Genomic DNA, 17,335 nt, shown 5'->3' on the forward strand with positions numbered 1-17,335 from the left:
TTTAGCATTATCCTATTTAAAAAAGAAAGCCGAGCACTAGTGCTCGGCTTATCCTTCCTCTGTATGAAAAGGTTTTTGTAACCTTGTATGGAGCCAGATTCTTTCCACTTCACCTTCTGTGTCTGTGTCAATTACGTAAGAACCGTTACTATAGCGCTCACTTAGAGGCAGCTCAAGTGGTGATAAAACGAGAGAGGTACCTTTTCGCGTTCGTAAAACAACTTCGTCTAATTCATGTAGTAGCTCTAAACCAATTAAACGATGTGGTTTAGACTTTAATTCACGAAGCATGACAGAACCTTTTTTAGCTCGTGAAGATTTATCGAATTGATCTATTTTCATTCTTTTACAAGCTCCCCTTTGGGTCATCACAAATAGGTGCTCTTGTTCCTTCCATTCAGGGAAGACAATACCATTCACCACATACTCGTCTTTCTTCAATTGAATGGCTTTCACTCCAGCAGCTCGTTGGCCAATTGCTGAGACTTCTGTCTCGTCATACCATAGGCCATATCCTTTATTCGTTGCAATAAACAGATTACTGCTACCATTTGTTAGATGGACATTAAGTAACTGATCATCGTTCTTTAAATTTAAAGCAATGAGAGGTCTCGTGTATCGTTGTGATTGATATAAATCTAAACAACTTTTCTTTACCATTCCATTTTTTGTAAAGAAGATCAAGTTTTGTTTGGCATCAAACTCTCGTATTGGTATTGCCTTCACAATCTCTTCCTCTTTATCCGTAGAGGTAATATTGGATATATGTTGGCCCAGATCCTTCCAACGAATTTCAGGCAACTGATGTACTGGTATTGGCATATAGCGACCTTTATTTGTAAACAGTAATAGATGATCTGTCGTATTTATCTCAAACAAACTGAGTAGATAATCGTCATCTTTCATCATGAAATCATCGATCGAGGAGGCACTATAAGACCGAATGCTCGTTCTTTTCACATATCCTTGATTGGTGACAGAAACCACAACGTCTTCACTTGCAACGGTCACTTCTACATTTATTTTAAGTTCCTCTATTTTATCCTCAATAACAGTTTTTCTTGGATCTGCATATTTCTTTTTCATTTCACGTAAATCTTTTTTAATGACAGTGAGCAATTTTTTCTCGTCGTCTAAAATGAGTTGCAACTCACGAATAGCCTCTCGCAGTTCGTCTGCTTCCTTTTCTAATGCGGTAATATCTGTATTCGTCAAACGATATAATTGTAATGTTACAATCGCTTCAGCTTGCTCTTCTGTAAAACCGTACAATGCTTTGATTTGATTTTTGGCATCTTGCTTGTCCTTAGATGCACGTATCGTTTGAATAAGTTCATCTAATATGGAAACCGCCTTTATCAAACCTTCTACAATGTGTGCCCGCTTTTTCGCTTTATTTAAATCAAATTTGGTTTGTCTTGTAACAACATCCTTTTGATGTGAAATATAGGCATCAATAATTTCCAATAACCCTAACAGTCTAGGCGTCTTATCTTTAATCGCCACCATATTAAAGTGATACGTAATCTGCAGGTCTGTATTTTTATATAAATAATTGAGAATCCCTTGACTATCGGCATCCTTCTTTAATTCCACCACAATTCTTAAGCCGGTTCGATCCGTTTCATCTCTTACTTCTGCGATTCCTTCGACTTTTCGGTCTATTCGTAATTCATCCATTCGTTTGACGAGAACGGCTTTATTCACATCAAATGGTATCTCGTCGATCACAATTTGTTCTCGACTCGCCTTTAATGGTTCAATTTTCGCCTTTCCTCTAACTACTACTTTCCCTTTTCCGGTCTCGTACGCTTTTTTTAAGCCTTCCTTTCCTTGGATTATTCCTCCTGTTGGAAAATCTGGCCCTTTGATAAATTGTAACAAGTCATCAATGGTTGCACTTGGTTTTTCTAATTTTTTAATAATGGCATCGATGACTTCACCTAAGTTATGTGGAGGTATTTCTGTTGCATATCCTGCAGAAATACCTGTAGAACCATTCACAAGAAGGTTAGGAATTTTTGCAGGCAGAACAACAGGTTCTTCAATTGAATCATCGAAATTAGGAATAAATTCTACCGTTTGTTTATCAATATCCCGGATCATTTCAGCCGCAATTGCTGATAACCTTGCTTCCGTGTAACGCATTGCAGCTGGGGGGTCGCCGTCTAAACTACCGTTATTTCCATGCATCTCTACTAGTTCGTTTCTTACCTTCCATGTCTGACTTAATCGAACCATAGCCTCATAGACAGAGGAATCACCATGAGGATGATAGTTACCAATGACCGTACCTACTGTTTTCGCTGATTTTCGGAATGGTTTATCATGTGTGTTCCTCTCTTCGTACATTGCATACAATATTCTACGTTGTACCGGCTTTAAACCGTCTCGTGCATCCGGAAGTGCACGATCTTGAATGATATATTTACTATACCGACCAAAACGATCTCCCATTACTTCTTCTAATGGTAGATCAAGATATTTTTCTTCTATTGCCAAAGGTATTCCCCCTAAACGTCCTTATATTTGAATATTCTCATTATCAATAATATTCTCATCTTCATCTAAACTAAACTGCACGTGTGATTCAATCCATTTTCTTCTTGGCTCTACTTTATCACCCATTAGTGTCGTAACACGCTTTTCCGCTCGTGCCAAGTCATCGATTGTTACGCGAATTAAGGTTCTAGATTCTGGATTCATCGTTGTTTCCCAAAGCTGCTCTGCGTTCATTTCACCAAGACCTTTATAGCGTTGTAGTTGATAGCCTGTTTTATATAACTTAGTGATCTTTTTCATTTCCTCTTCATTCCATGCATATTCTATCTTTGCTTTGGCCCCTTTACCTTTTGTTATTTGGTAGAGTGGTGGTAGAGCTATAAATACTTTACCTTCCTCAATAAGTGGTCGCATATAACGATAGAAAAAAGTAAGTAATAAAACTTGAATATGAGCACCATCAGTATCGGCGTCTGTCATGATGACAATTTTATTATATTGGATATCTTCAATGGAAAACTCACTTCCGACACCTGCACCGATCGTATGAATAATGGTAGAGATTTCTTCATTTTTCAGAATATCGACAAGCTTTGCTTTTTCTGTGTTAATTACTTTACCTCTCAGTGGTAAAACGGCTTGAAATTTCCGATCCCTCCCCTGTTTTGCAGAGCCTCCAGCTGAATCTCCCTCCACTAAATATAATTCATTCTTTGCAGGATTCCGTGATTGGGCTGGTGTAAGCTTCCCACTTAATAAAGCATCTTTACGCTTTTTCTTTTTCCCACTCCTTGCTTCTTCTCTTGCTTTTCGTGCTGCAAGCCTCGCTTCTTTCGCACGAATGGCCTTCTTGATCAACATCGAGCTAACATCTGCATTCTCTTCAAGGAAATAGAGTAAATGTTCTGCCACAATCGTATCGACAACGGATCTAGCCTCTGCTGTCCCGAGCTTTCCTTTTGTTTGACCTTCAAATTGAAGCTTCTCTTCTGGAATTTTGATCGAAATGACTGCAGTGAAGCCTTCACGTATATCATTTCCTTCTAAATTCTTATCCTTTTCTTTCAATAAATTAATTTTACGAGCATATTCGTTAAAGATTCGTGTAATCGCTGATTTTGCACCAATTTCATGGGTTCCACCATCCTTTGTCCGAACATTGTTAACAAAAGAAAGGATGCTCTCCGCGTATCCATCGTTAAATTGGAAAGCAAAATCAAGCTCCATCCCTTGCTGCTCTCCTTCAAAATTCACGACAGCATGTAAAGTATCCTTATCCTCATTCAGATATTCAACAAAATCCTTTAGGCCTTCTGGATAATGATACGATTCTTTTTCGTTTTCATTTCTTTCATCGATTAGCTCGATTGTAATCCCTTTGAGTAGAAAAGCTGCTTCTCTTAGTCTTTCTGCTAATATGTCAAATTGATAAACATCCGTAGAAAAAATCGAACGGTCTGGCTTAAAGGTAATGGTAGTACCCGTTTTCTTTGTTTTTCCTTTTTTCTCCAGAGTCGTTACAGGCTTTCCACCATTTTCAAATCTTTGATAATATAGATGACCATCTCGTTCAATTTTTACCTCTAACCATTCAGATAAAGCATTAACAACGGATGCCCCGACACCATGTAGCCCTCCACTCGTCTTGTATCCACCTTGCCCAAACTTACCACCAGCGTGCAAGACCGTCAGAATAACCTCAGGAGTCGGTCTACCGGTTTGATGCATCCCTGTTGGCATACCTCTACCTCTATCCTGAACCGTAATACTTTGATCTTGATGAATGGTCACACGTATAAGGTCTCCAAAACCGGAAAGCGCTTCATCAACTGAATTGTCCACAATTTCAAACACAAGATGATGTAACCCTCTCGCATCCGTACTACCAATATACATTCCTGGGCGTTTCCGAACAGCTTCTAGCCCCTCTAATACCTGTATTGAATCATCCGAATAGGCTGTATTCTTCACCATAAAACACTTTCTCCTTCCGCACATATAGGAAACCTAAGTTTCTTCATTCTTTAAGTTTCGTTTATTACTTCTATAGTATCGAACCTACGTTCTGTTTGTAAAGTTATTTATTACATAAGTATCGAATGAGCAACTTTTATACAACGATCCATGATGACCTCTTTACCATGTTGTTGTAGAAATTGATAGGCAGATTCATTCACAACCCCCTGTTGCATCCAAACATAAGGAGCTTTAACTTGAACGATTTCTTCTGCAATTTCTTCTAAATATTCTGGTCGTCTAAAAATATTCGTAAGTTGAAAATCTTCTTTAATATCAAGGACAGATGCATAAGCCTTTTCCCCTAATACATTGTCAACATTTGGATTAACGGGAATTATCTTATAACCTGCATTTTGCATGGCCAAAGCGATTTGGTAGGATGTACGGTAAGGCTTATCAGATAATCCTACCACTGCAATCACTTTAGTTTCACTTAGTATTTTTTTCATCAATTGCTTTTCTTGATCCATGTTCATAAATAACACCTCATTTTATTGATTAAACCATTTTCCGCCAATCCATGCAAGTATAGCTATTATTTTATCGGAAAGTTTGACGACCTTGTCAAGTGATATTTCATTATTTTTGGTTTATAAACAGTCGGTTTATGAAAAAAATAATGAGAGAATATACTTTTTTTAAAGAATACATGATAGAATAGGGATACTACTTGTTAGTTAGGAGTATACTGATGGACTATTTTATTTTTATCGTTATTGCATATTTGCTTGGTTCAATACCTACAGGTTTAATAGTAGGAAAAGTCGGCTTCAAAATAGATATAAGAGAGCATGGTAGTGGGAACCTTGGCGCAACAAACACCTTCCGTGTCCTGGGAATAAAAGCAGGTATCATTGTAACGGTTTGTGATATTCTAAAAGGTACTTTAGCTGCAGTATTGCCCGTGATCTTTCATGCAGAGCAAGTTTATCCACTAGTAGTCGGACTATTTGCTGTGCTAGGTCATATCTTCCCGATATTCGCTAAGTTTAAAGGAGGAAAAGCAGTTGCAACCTCTGCAGGGGTTATCTTAGGTGTTAACCCATTATTATTTATTATCATGATATGTAGCTTTCTAATCATCTTATATATATCTAAATATGTATCTTTATCATCAATGGTTACTGGTATTATTACAATAATCGTTACGATCATTCAGCAAGAGGTCGGTTTAATGATTGTTACAAGCATCTTAACTATCGTGGTTATTTATCGGCATAAGGCGAATATCAAGCGAATTATCAACAAGACAGAACCTAAAATAACATGGATGTAGAGTTGAATGAAAGGGGTCTTACAGATCTCTTTTTTTATACGTTAGAATAAGTATATAACTTCTACACGGTAGAAGTTTTCACACTGCTATAATTTTAAGGTATAGGAAAAACTATGTAAATGATCTTGCTAATCAGTTTTTAAAATTGAATAATAAGCCATAATTAAGTATACTAATAGGATAATTGTATTAGTTTGAAAGGAGCTTATCCATGGATCGTAACTATCCAATTCAGTTACCAAATAAATTAGAAAGACATAAACTATTCGGATCAGTAGAACCAGGTGAGAAAACGAAACCGACAGAAAAGGAAAAAATGCCAGACTTACAAAATACGAAAAAAGATTTTTTGTTCGATATAGATCACGTGGGGATAACCAATGTGAAACACCCTATCCTGGTTAGTAGTGAAACAAAGCCAACCACCCAAACAACGATTGGTACCTTGACGATGACCTCATCCATTAAAAAGAATCATAAAGGAACAAATATGAGTCGATTTACCGAGCTACTTCATGACTATTCTAACGGTGAGCCATTTGATATATCGATTAATAAACTCAAAGCATTTACGAAGGAGTTAACCGAGAAGTTGGAACAGGAAGATACACAATTACAAATTTCCTTCCCATGGTTTTTCGAGCGCAGTGGTCCAAGCTCAGATAAGACGGGGATGAATCACGCAAATGCCATGATCACTATCCACTATCACAAAAACACAGGCTATCAATTAGAAGTGGCATTAGAAGGAACGGTAACAACACTTTGTCCATGCTCTAAGGAAATCAGTGAGTATAGTGCTCATAATCAACGCGGCATTGTAAAAATGGCTGTAAGACTAGCTCCAGATTATACGGAGGATCAAAAGGATTGGAAGCTTGCATTATTAGAAGCTGCGGAGAGTAATGCTAGTGCTCGAATCCATCCTGTTTTAAAACGACCAGACGAAAAAATGGTAACAGAACAAGCATATGAGAACCCTCGTTTTGTTGAAGATATGGTGAGACTTGTTGCAGCAGATCTATATGAATTACCTTTTGTAGAACAGTTTTCTGTAACCTGTCAAAATGAAGAATCGATTCATCTCCATGATGCCATCGCTACTATTAACTATGATAAATCACTTGCGAGATAGGCGATGAAAAAGATTTTTATTGGTTTGATACGGTTTTACCAGAAATGGATCAGTCCAATGTTTCCACCAAGCTGTCGCTTCCAACCGACGTGTTCGCAATATAGTCTGGAATGCTTTCAGCAATTTAATTGGTTCAAAGCAACCTATTATTCCATAAGGCGTATCTTGAAATGTCATCCATTTCATCCAGGTGGCTATGATCCTGTCCCAATTGAAAAAAAACACACACAAACGACCGAGTGATAGCTTTCACTCGGTTTTTATACTTCCATACCCGACAACGGTTAATTAGCTAAACCGATTAGGCTATTTAGTACTGGGATGAAATTTTTCCAGTTGATCCCATTGTTCTTCTGCAAACAAGATTTGTTTTTGGCGATCTCCGAACAGATCAAAATGAGGATACCGCTCATCTCGGTGAATCCATTCTTCTCTCAAGCCGTACTTACTACCCCATTCGGATAATTGTTCGTAATTATTGCAACCAACCTTCGTGACAGAAGTACATCCTGGAAATCTGTCATCTAGCCAATAGTGGGTTAAAAAAGCAATTTCCCCTCTGTCTACTTTTCTTTTCCATTTGTTTAACGTATTACGATCTATCCCAAATGCCATTACTGATTGTCCTCTAATGCTTGTTGATACGCATGATGCCAATGAGGAAACTTTTTTCTGAGAGATAGTGGTTTAAACGTTTCTTTATCGACTATTACGTGCTGCGTTTTTCCTGTAACTGCAACTTCCTTTTTATCATTTAAAATCCGATAGCCGTAGGTTGTACGAATCCCATTATAGTCTTCTATCCATGTCTCTACAAAAGCATCGCCGCCATAGCGAATCGGCTGTTTAAAAGAGATACTAGCATCCACCACTGGAGAAACCACTCCTTCTGCTTCCATCTCGTGATATTGAAATCCGAGCTCTTCAATAAATGCTGTTCTTCCGATTTCAAACCAAATTAAATAGTTTGCATGATAGACTACTCCCATTTGGTCTGTTTCTTGATATCTTACTTTTATTGGTGATGTTACTTTCATTGTTCAATCCCCCTACTTGATTTCCATGCTAGTTCAAAATCTTCCTTCTTCAATAAGGCAAGTTGATTATAGGAATCTGAATCTATATCCATACGTAATGCTTGGTATTGAATGGCTTCATTAATTAAATTCACGACAAATCGACCATTTCCACTAATCCTTGCATTTGAAAATTGCTCTAGCAAATAGTCTTGAACGTTTGGAGCTAGCTCATATTGATAGGCATCTATATGGTATAAAACCATCTCCAGTAATTCTTCCTTCTTATAGTCTTCAAAATGGAAGTATTTTTTAAACCTAGATTCTAAGCCTGGATTACTTTTAATAAACCGTTCCATTTCCTCTTTATAACCCGCTAAGATGACGACTAGATTTTCATTATGTTTGGTCATTTCATCAACTAATGTATCGATTGCTTCTTTACCGAAGTCCTTTTCACCTCGAAATAAAGCATAAGCTTCATCAATGAATAGTACGCCACCTAGTGCCTCTCTTATTTTATTTTTTGTTTTAATAGCAGTCTGTCCTACATAACCTGCAACTAGATCTCCTCTAGAGGCAATGACGAGATGTCCTCTTTTTAGTAGTCCACAATCCTTTAAAATCTTCGCAAATATTTTAGCAACCGTCGTTTTCCCTGTACCCGGATTACCAGAAAAGACGGAGTGTAACTGAATAGGGACATTTGGAAGATCCATTGCTTTTCTTTTTTGTTGGACTTTAACAAATGCCGAAAGCTTCTTCACTTCTTCTTTGACATGATTCAGACCAATTAATTGATCTAATTGCTTCATTGGGTCCTCGGAATTTCTCTGTTCATCTAACCGGTTGATGTCATGCGCGGTAATTCGCATGTGTTCAATCCAATTTTCTTTATCAGGCATGTTTTGAGTAGCGCCCATATAGAATATTACTTTTAATACTAAATCTCTTACCGTTCTCGCATTACCAAAGGATTCGTCTACTCTAGAGTTTTCGATTAATCCTTCGAAGGCTCGTAATGCATCCACTGTGAAAAAATAATCATTTTGTAATGCTGTTTCTTCCGCTATTTTGACTAATTCATTATCGGTGTAATCGGGTAGTTCAATAAAATTACCCTCTGGAAATCTACTTCTTAAGCCGGGGTTAGACCAAAGAAATTGATTCATTTCCTCTGGATAGCCTGCTATAATTACTGCAAATTTATTCGCATATTCTTTGGCTGTCATACTGGAAACTAATGTATCAATAACGGCTTGTCCATAATCATTACCCGTTTGGTCAGCACGCTTTAAATTATAGGCCTCATCAATAAACAAAACACCACCAAGTGCTTTCTTAACATAATTCAAGGTATTTTCTTCACTTTGTCCCATAAAAGAGCCCACTAATTGGGAACGATTCACTTCAATTAATTCATTGGACTCCAGCAATCCGAGCTGATAGTAGATGTTAGCTAGTAACCGTGCAATAGTAGTTTTACCTGTACCCGGATTTCCAGTAATCACCATGTGGAGACCTTGCTCATCAATCATCTGAAATCCTGCTTCTTTTCGTCGTTTTTGGTACTTGAGGTAGTGATAATATTGATTAATATATGCTTTTACTTGGGTTAACCCTATCATCTCATTTAGTTCTGTAAGAGGATCGGTCTCTGTTTCCTCTTTTAGAAATGATGGCAATGCTTGATAGAAAAACTGAATTAATCTCGTTAGTTTTTCAATTTCTTCATTATAAGAAGAGATTTCTTGAATCGATTTTTTTTGCTCAAGTCCGTGACTAATCATGTTCGCAATATCGATTAATTTTTCTACCTGATCAAAAATCGACGATGCGGCCGTTTTTATTTCTGACGTTCCTTTTGGTAGATAGCTTTGCAATGATTCAATATTCTCTAACTGTTTAATGAGTGCATTAACCTTTTTTAATTTAACTGGATCAAAGTCCGTCTCACGCACATAGTATTGTGAGAGATCTATATCGGTTAATTGATTATTTAGATACAAATATTTTTTTAATGATTGAACCTCTTCTACTACCGGATGATCTGTTTCTGTCATTAATTCAGTCAAAGATGAGTTCAAATGGTCATCTGTCACGTTGCGTTTTAAACGATAATAAATCAGCATAGCATAGAGAATGGCTAAGGCATCTTTACTTTCTAAACGGAGGGTATGTTGGTTAACTTCATCCATGATTCGCAAAAGCTCTACTTCTGTGAAAGGTGGATTCTTTTCTATATTCGTCCAACTATATATTTTCTCTTTTATTTTATCTATATTATTCAAATCATTTATCCCCCTTTATTTATCACAATCGATAGAAAAAACCTCTTAGTTCGCTAAGAGGAGACAATGGTTAGCTATTAATCTCGTGGAAAATTTGTTCCATCTGTTCAAGTGTCATGGGACCTCTCACCATTTTTACAATTTCAAGTGTTTCCGAATCAATGAAAAAGGAGGAAGGTACTCCAATAATGGAATAATTTTCGTATGTAGTCCCATCTTCATCTAACAGAATTGTAAATGCATAACCACCTTCCTCCACGAATGGTCTAATCTTCTCGCGTTTCGTTTCAGTGGCGGTAGCATTAATGGCTAGGACCTTTACTTGATCGCCATACTTATCCTCAAACTGTTGAATGGCTGGCATTTCCTCTACACACGGCTTACACCAAGTCGCCCAAAAATTAACTAAAATAAGGTCCTTATCAACATCTGATAAAGATAATTGCTGACCTTGTAAATCCTTTAAGTGAAAGATTGGGGCAGTATCTCCTTCTTCCAGTACCTGATGATTAGGTGAAGTGATCATACCACCTTCAACTGATGTATCACCTGTGACATCAAATTCATTCGGTCCAGTATCTTCATTCGAGTTATTAGTGAAATTAGTATAGATAACAATGCCAGTTAGAATGACCAGAATTCCTAGTCCAATTATATTTTTCTTCATTATGTTTCATCCTTTTATATATTCCATTCTCATTATAAGCTAAACGATGGCGTTCGTCTAATAATCCAGTTAAGCTAGGGCGCAAAAGTATACGATGCAATATCTTTTCTATGATTTTATACTTTCCAAACCTGTTAATAATGAAAAGCCTGGAGCGGCATTAACCACCCCAGGATTACTTTTCTAATTTCTTAATTTTCTTTTTCTATTCCCAATAAAGGAGAGAATACCTAAAGCTAATAAGGTGAAGCCAATTGCTATCCAATTAAATATATTGGTAGAAGTATTAGGCAATGGGTATTCCAATCGTAGATTTTCATCGTTTTGATGTTGATCGTTAGACTTTAAATGAACATCGTTTGCTTCTTGATTTTCATCGTTAATAGGCATCGGTTCTTCATTTGGTTCACCGGACTGGTCGTCTTCTGGCTTTACTGCTGTTTCCCTATCATCCAGTTCTCCGCTATTACCTGATGGGTCATCATCCTGATTTTTATCACCAGGTTGTTCCCTACTTGTATCATCGTCATTTTGATCAGGTTTTTCCACTTCTGGTGTAAAGTCCCCAGTAGTGAAACGGTAAATTTCCGAACGACGTGTCGCACCATATTCATCCGTAATATTCATATACCAATAATAGGTTGCATTTGGTTTCAATCCGTTCCATTCAATAGAAGCAACATCACCAGATACGACCTCTTCATCAACACCAATGACATCATCCTGATAAACATTTACACTAAAATAATCTGTCGCAACACGCTTATGAATATCGGCAAATTGAAATTCTTCGGTAAATTTCTCCTTCTCAGGCTCAAAAAAATGATAATCATCTAAAATAGGAGAATATGTGTCAACAGATACTGTGCCATTCGTTGGGTCAAAGCTCAAATAACGGACATATCCATCTCCACCATTTGGTCCACCTTGATAGTCTGCAAGCATTTCTAGCACTTGACGTGTTGTACCATCTTCATTTTCAATTTCAGAAATTCGTTTCGTAACTCCATGATAGTGGCCACCGATGACCATTTTTACATTGTCGTTCGGCACAACAATTTTATCATATACATTTTGAGACATGTTAGACAATGTCGCATCATATTCTAAATATGCATGCATACCAATGATAGCATTACGGTCCGCATGTTTTTGAAGAGCCTTATTTGCCCATTCAATCGTTTCTGGCGTATCCTCTGTACCAAAACCAAGATAGAGGATAATAAAGTCATGGCCACCAAAGGACATCAGATCATAATGGTTGCGGTTATTATCCATTGAGCCACCATACCACGGTTTATCTTGATAACGATTTGCGCCTACATACTTATGATAGTAAGAATAATCTACACCATCAATAATCGCGTCATGGTTTCCAGCAAGTACACCATATGGCACATTCGCATCATCTAATTTTTGTAAGTTTCGATCTGCTACTCCCCATTGGTGATCACTGTTTGCTACATTCACAATATCTCCCGTATGAATCACGTATTCAAACTGATCCTTTTGATACGAATCGACAATCCAATCACCTAATCCATCCCAAATATGTGGGTAAGATTCTGCATAATATTGGGTATCTGTCATCCATAGCATGTTAAATGGTGCATTTGGGTCTTCTATTTCATCTTGTACCATTGCTTGAATTTTACCATCTCGGACAAATCGTTCCTGATCGACTTCTACAGAAAGTGTCATATCACTTTCCGCAGTATCACCTGTAGCAGCAGTCTGTGCAACCCATTCCTTTGTTTCGTAATCCCATGCATATAAGGTCACAATTCGATTCGGGAAGGTTTTTCCTTTCCAATATAATTCAACTGTATCCCCTTCCGTTAACTCATCCTCAACAGTTATTTCAAAACGATGGTATGGAAAACCTAGCTCTGTATCATTGACTAGGTATTTACCATCTTCATAGGCAATCTTTTCCTTATCTACTTCCCTTAGTTCAGTTTCTCCACCAGGATTTATAGCTAAGGGCGGTTCACGATCTGCAACATTTGTATACCCTTTTATGCCTTCTTCACTGGCAAAGTCATACTTTCTTCCTTGCATGAAGGTTACATCCATTTTATCCCCAGCAGGGTCTGTTACTTTCGCATCTAAGGTAACACTTTCGCCGATATCTTCTCCAAAGTTATCAGGGGATAAAGCATCTGGAGCTTCTGGTTTTTCTGTGGCAATCTTAAATGATGTCTTGGCAATCGCCTTATTCTTAGCACCATCATATACATGAACTTCTAACTCATACGTTCCTGGCTCTAGCGAGGCACTGGTTGATTCAATTGGATAGGCGACCTGTTCACCATCTAAGAAAGCTTCCACACGGTCAATCCCTGCCAAATTATCCTTGGCATTTACCGCAATATAGATGTTACCTTTGAGAGATTCTCCTTCTGATAAAGCAATTCCTTCTTTATTAATAAATCCTTCTATTACAGGCCTAGTATTATCGACGGTGACTTCTATCTTTTCCATTTGTTTGTTATTTTGACTAAGTGCTACTTCATATTTACCGTCCTCATAAGCAGTTGAATCCACTTCAAAATAAGTCGCGGTTTTCTTTTCTTCTGGGATGTTAAAAATAAAATCGCTCATCATCGGCTTAGCCATATTCGTATTAGTTGGTGCATTTCCATCACCTAATGCATATTCTACATTATCTCGGTATACTTGTTCTGTCTTGTTTAGATTTCCTAAATAACTATGAACCTTTTCTGGCTTGATCGTTGAACCATCAGGTAAAATTAGATGAACGTTTTTTACATTATAATCATCAAAATTTGTTTTGTTAAAGTGCTCCTTATGATTCTCTAAACTGTAAGGAACATTCTCACTCCCAGAATGTATCGTCACCTTTTCATCAGCAATAAAGTATTTTTGTGACACATCATAGGTATACCAAGCATTTTGGACATAACTAGGTAAAATTCTCGTGAAATATTCTGGTTGTCCATTCGCTTTAATGGCACTTGCCGATGCTTGATATATATAATCGATACCACTTGCTTGGAAATTGAGTTGGGCTGGTGCTGGTAGAGCCTTTTCACCGGCGATAGTTTTGCCATCAATGGTGACAACTGCTTCCGATGTACCTTGTGTTCCGTAAGCATAAAAAGGTACATTGCCACTTATCATTTCCCCTTTTTCTAAAGAAAGACCTGGATCCGGTAACTCTTTGCCAAGTGTTCCGTCAATCACTGTAATTGGATTTCCACGAGAATTATAAGGAACGCTAGTTCGATTCCCACTCATGTCCTCCGTTTCGATCATATAACGGTAAGAACCAGCCTTGTCTAGTTGTAAATCTGCCCCGTAAGTATACTTTCCATCTGATGTATCCAATAACTGCATTTCCGTTTTATTCGTGTAATTTGTTATTTCTTCCTCTGCTGTCCCATACATTAAGGTTGCTTTTGCTAATTCTTCAGGGGTTGTAATTATAATTTGATAGTCTACCCCTTGTTCTATTCGATAAAAAGGCTGATTGTGTTCAATCTTTGGCGCTACCAAATCTTTACCTTCTAAATCTGGTACTTGTCCGCTATCCAAATTTCCAGGGTTCGAATAGGCTCTTGTCCCAATTCGCTCCATTACTTTTCCGTCTTTTGGATATTTAAAAAGCACAGAGCTATTGCGTATCTCATAAATCATGCGGTCTTCACCATCATTGTCCGCATGATACCAAGCTTCAACGATCAAATCATCTAAACTATCCGAACTAGAAAAGGCAAACCCACGATTTAAAGAATTGGGTAAATTAAAGTCACTCGATTCCGAATTGTCGTATAATACCACATCATTCTCATCTAATTGGACATTAAAATGGGTATTCAAGTCCTCTACTGTTGCAACGTCATCACGAAGTGCTTCCTTTGCAAACCAAATAACACCTGTACTATATGGCTCGATTGCCGTATCCTGTTCGATTTTCCATTGTTTTGGGGTACTTGTTGCGCTAGGATACAAATAGAAGAGTGTATATCCCTTTAAATTCAATACCTCATTAGAGTTATTATAAATTTCCATAACCTCATATTGATTTCCGCTACCTTTACGATAATCTCCTGACGGATTCGGTGTCATTTCCGTAATTAAAATACGAGGCGGTTTATTATTTTCAGGGCTTTTGATACCTATTTCCACAATGTCCGTTTCAACAATAACTTCTCCATCGCTAGCTTCTATATAATATTCAAATACATAGGAGCCTACTTCATTTCCTGTAATGGTTGACGAATAAGTATCATTTTCGCCCTTCATCATTTCCATTTCTGCAAATTCCCCATAAGGATTACTGCGATAGAAAAGTTTTACCGTTAAGTCGTCATCCTCTGGATCCGTTACCTCTGCTTGTACCGTAAAATCCTTATTTGCTTCTATTTCTCGTACATCAGGTAGGATAATGGATGGCTTATTATTAGAAGATGGCACAAGCTGCTCCTGGTCAACAATACCAGCAGTTGGTTCCCCTTTGCGCTCATAAGCATCAACTGTAAACCCCTCTTGTGGAAATCTTGTATGATAGCTTAATCCATCAGATGTATCCTCTTGCGTAAAACGAATCTCACTAATGATCTCATGATTATCCCCTTTTTTTGTAATATAAAAGCTTCGATCACTGGCATTCGGTAAGCCATTTTGTTCGCGAACTTTAAATACAGGAACATCACCTGGAACATTATGATAAGAACGGAAATCCTCCTCAGTTAGTTTTGCTGCATCCCCTGATACACTCGTACGATGTACCCAAAAAACTGCCGAATTATTTGCCGGAACCGTTACATCTTGATCATCTGCATTGTCTGCCGCTGTTACTGACAAATCCTTTGTTCCTGATCTCCAATCATAACGAATTTTATAGCTTTCATTAAACTTTATCGGTTGATCGCTATTATTATAAACTTCTACAAACTCATATAGATCCGAACTTCCTGCTCCTTCAATATGACTGTTGCTTTTATCATTTGGGTAAATTTCCGTAAAAAATATTGATTGATTGCCAGTGTTCGTTTCTTCTTCTGGTTTTATGCCCTCATCTGGTTGTATATCTTCATCAGGTTCAATGACTTCTTCCGTTTCTGAATCATCTCCTGTATGCTTGTCTTCATTTGGCTCCGTTTCTTCAGAAGGAGCTTCTTGTTGGGAACGAGTAATTTCCACCTCGAATACATTAGACTCATACAACGTTTCCTTCCTGTCTATAATTGAGAAATAATAGGAGATGATATTACCTTTTAACTCTAAAGCAGGAACGGTATAAGTATATTGACCGTTTGTCTCGGTCATACTAGTTTCTTTATAGTCATTCATATCTGAAGTTTTGTAAGATACATTTACTATAAAAGTATCTTTTTCAAAATTTTCTGGAACAGCAATTAAATTTAATTCTTTATCATAATTGATCAATTCTTTAGGTTGGTGTTTTAAGGAAGGTGCTTTATTTGTGGCTGGTACTAGCTGGTCTTGGTGAACTTCTCCTGGGGTTGCTTTTGCTTTTGGTTTAAAAATATACATTGTTGTCCCATTACTAGGAATCTTGGTATGCAGACTTAGTCCATCACCAACAGCTTCACTAGCATAATGGACATGACTAATCACGTCATTTTTATCGTCTTTATTTGTTATATAAAATCCTCGATCCTCATTATTTAATCCATCTTGTCCTTTTAGCATGTACACAGGGACATCATTAGGAATATTATGGTAAGATCGAAAATCCTCAACTGATAAATCAGATGCAGGGCCCACTATATTGGTATTCGTACGTTCTACCCATAAGACAGCTGGGCTATTTGCGGAAATGGTTACTGTTTCTCCTTCTGTCGCAGAAGCAACTTCCAAATCCTTGCTACCGGAATTATAATCATACCTTACTTTATAGGCACTATTAAAATCTATATCCTTATTCGTGTTATTATAGATTTCGATATATTCATATAGATCATTTGCTCCTGCCCCTTCAATATGACTGTTGTTTTTATCATTTGGGTAAACCTCTGAAATAAATATTGGCATCGTATTCTCATCTTTTGTTTCTGTTGCTAAGGCTTGAATAGTATTGGTGTAAGGTCCAAATACCATAAGGAAACATAAAAAAAGAATGAGAGCTTTTTTTATTTGATTCATCCAATCCTACCTTTCTTAAAGCTAATATAATAGAAAATGTAAAATGACAGAATATACGCTCTACCCTCCTTTTTTGACAATTTATCATTGCCTCAAAAACTATTATAACCATCAAATTTTAAAGCTCTATTAATAGTTAGTAGATTTATTTGAATTTTATGTAAAGGAAGATTTACAGGAAAAAGGCTTGAGGAGCCATACAATAAGAAGAATTAAAGAATAGGTGTAAATTTTGGGCAAATTAATTGTACCTTTTAGCTAGAAATTTTAACTGATTTTACTCCATCGAAAAAT

Annotated in this window: 11 protein-coding genes; 3 read left to right on the top strand and 8 right to left on the bottom strand. The window is 37.2% G+C overall.

Annotated features, from left to right (window positions below; genetic code table 11):
* Nucleotides 1–48: 48 nt before the first annotated feature.
* The 3 genes from parC to DLJ74_RS10080 all read right to left on the bottom strand — a co-directional run bounded on the left by parC (nt 49) and on the right by DLJ74_RS10080 (nt 4,997).
* Nucleotides 49–2,502 carry a DNA topoisomerase IV subunit A gene (parC, locus tag DLJ74_RS10070; protein WP_109984357.1) on the bottom strand — a complete coding sequence of 818 codons (2,454 nt, stop codon included), beginning with the start codon at nt 2,500–2,502 and terminating at the stop codon, nt 49–51.
* Between the two features lie 21 nt (nt 2,503–2,523).
* The gene (gene parE, locus DLJ74_RS10075; protein WP_109984358.1) at nt 2,524–4,476 is read right to left on the bottom strand and encodes a DNA topoisomerase IV subunit B; all 1,953 of its coding nucleotides are present in this window, start codon (nt 4,474–4,476) and stop codon (nt 2,524–2,526) included.
* Nucleotides 4,477–4,586: 110 nt separating this feature from the next.
* Nucleotides 4,587–4,997 carry a CoA-binding protein gene (locus tag DLJ74_RS10080; RefSeq protein WP_054788427.1) on the bottom strand — a complete coding sequence of 137 codons (411 nt, stop codon included), beginning with the start codon at nt 4,995–4,997 and terminating at the stop codon, nt 4,587–4,589.
* A 215-nt stretch (nt 4,998–5,212) separates the two neighbouring features.
* Between DLJ74_RS10080 and plsY the strand changes: the two genes are divergently transcribed.
* The 3 genes from plsY to yidD all read left to right on the top strand — a co-directional run bounded on the left by plsY (nt 5,213) and on the right by yidD (nt 7,175).
* Nucleotides 5,213–5,797, top strand: coding sequence for a glycerol-3-phosphate 1-O-acyltransferase PlsY (gene plsY, locus DLJ74_RS10085; RefSeq protein WP_109984359.1), 585 nt, complete (start codon nt 5,213–5,215; stop codon nt 5,795–5,797).
* 211 nt (nt 5,798–6,008) lie between these two features.
* Nucleotides 6,009–6,932: a GTP cyclohydrolase FolE2 gene (gene folE2 / locus DLJ74_RS10090; RefSeq protein ID WP_109984360.1), complete on the top strand. Its 924-nt coding sequence runs from the start codon at nt 6,009–6,011 to the stop codon at nt 6,930–6,932.
* Nucleotides 6,933–6,935: 3 nt separating this feature from the next.
* Nucleotides 6,936–7,175: a membrane protein insertion efficiency factor YidD gene (gene yidD, locus DLJ74_RS10095; protein ID WP_109984361.1), complete on the top strand. Its 240-nt coding sequence runs from the start codon at nt 6,936–6,938 to the stop codon at nt 7,173–7,175.
* A gap of 63 nt (nt 7,176–7,238) precedes the next feature.
* Here the strand turns inward: yidD and DLJ74_RS10100 are convergent, their stop codons facing one another.
* From DLJ74_RS10100 to DLJ74_RS10120, 5 genes are all read right to left on the bottom strand, one after another.
* Entirely contained in the window at nt 7,239–7,547 is a 309-nt protein-coding gene (locus DLJ74_RS10100) for a hypothetical protein (RefSeq protein ID WP_109984362.1), read from the bottom strand.
* Nucleotides 7,547–7,969, bottom strand: a complete 423-nt coding sequence (locus DLJ74_RS10105) for an acyl-CoA thioesterase (RefSeq protein ID WP_109984363.1) — start codon at nt 7,967–7,969, stop codon at nt 7,547–7,549. The genes DLJ74_RS10100 and DLJ74_RS10105 overlap by 1 nt, the downstream gene beginning before the upstream one ends.
* Nucleotides 7,966–10,239, bottom strand: coding sequence for an AAA family ATPase (locus DLJ74_RS10110; protein WP_109984364.1), 2,274 nt, complete (start codon nt 10,237–10,239; stop codon nt 7,966–7,968). The genes DLJ74_RS10105 and DLJ74_RS10110 overlap by 4 nt, the downstream gene beginning before the upstream one ends.
* Nucleotides 10,240–10,309: 70 nt before the next feature.
* Nucleotides 10,310–10,906 carry a TlpA family protein disulfide reductase gene (locus tag DLJ74_RS10115; protein WP_109984365.1) on the bottom strand — a complete coding sequence of 199 codons (597 nt, stop codon included), beginning with the start codon at nt 10,904–10,906 and terminating at the stop codon, nt 10,310–10,312.
* A 183-nt stretch (nt 10,907–11,089) separates the two neighbouring features.
* Nucleotides 11,090–17,041, bottom strand: a complete 5,952-nt coding sequence (locus DLJ74_RS10120; RefSeq protein WP_109984366.1) for a metallophosphoesterase — start codon at nt 17,039–17,041, stop codon at nt 11,090–11,092.
* Between the last annotated feature and the right edge of the window lie 294 nt (nt 17,042–17,335).

This window comes from Gracilibacillus dipsosauri (assembly GCF_003176895.1).
GTDB classification, from domain to species: domain Bacteria; phylum Bacillota; class Bacilli; order Bacillales; family Amphibacillaceae; genus Gracilibacillus; species Gracilibacillus dipsosauri.

What these genes read in the sequence shown, in the direction of transcription:
- DLJ74_RS10115 (WP_109984365.1), bottom strand. Translation starts at nt 10,906, where the DNA reads ATGAAGAAAAATATAATTGGACTAGGAATTCTGGTCATTCTAACTGGC.
- parE (WP_109984358.1), bottom strand. Translation starts at nt 4,476, where the DNA reads ATGGTGAAGAATACAGCCTATTCGGATGATTCAATACAGGTATTAGAG.
- folE2 (WP_109984360.1), top strand. Translation starts at nt 6,009, where the DNA reads ATGGATCGTAACTATCCAATTCAGTTACCAAATAAATTAGAAAGACAT.
- yidD (WP_109984361.1), top strand. Translation starts at nt 6,936, where the DNA reads ATGAAAAAGATTTTTATTGGTTTGATACGGTTTTACCAGAAATGGATC.
- plsY (WP_109984359.1), top strand. Translation starts at nt 5,213, where the DNA reads ATGGACTATTTTATTTTTATCGTTATTGCATATTTGCTTGGTTCAATA.
- DLJ74_RS10105 (WP_109984363.1), bottom strand. Translation starts at nt 7,969, where the DNA reads ATGAAAGTAACATCACCAATAAAAGTAAGATATCAAGAAACAGACCAA.
- DLJ74_RS10100 (WP_109984362.1), bottom strand. Translation starts at nt 7,547, where the DNA reads ATGGCATTTGGGATAGATCGTAATACGTTAAACAAATGGAAAAGAAAA.
- DLJ74_RS10080 (WP_054788427.1), bottom strand. Translation starts at nt 4,997, where the DNA reads ATGAACATGGATCAAGAAAAGCAATTGATGAAAAAAATACTAAGTGAA.
- DLJ74_RS10120 (WP_109984366.1), bottom strand. Translation starts at nt 17,041, where the DNA reads ATGAATCAAATAAAAAAAGCTCTCATTCTTTTTTTATGTTTCCTTATG.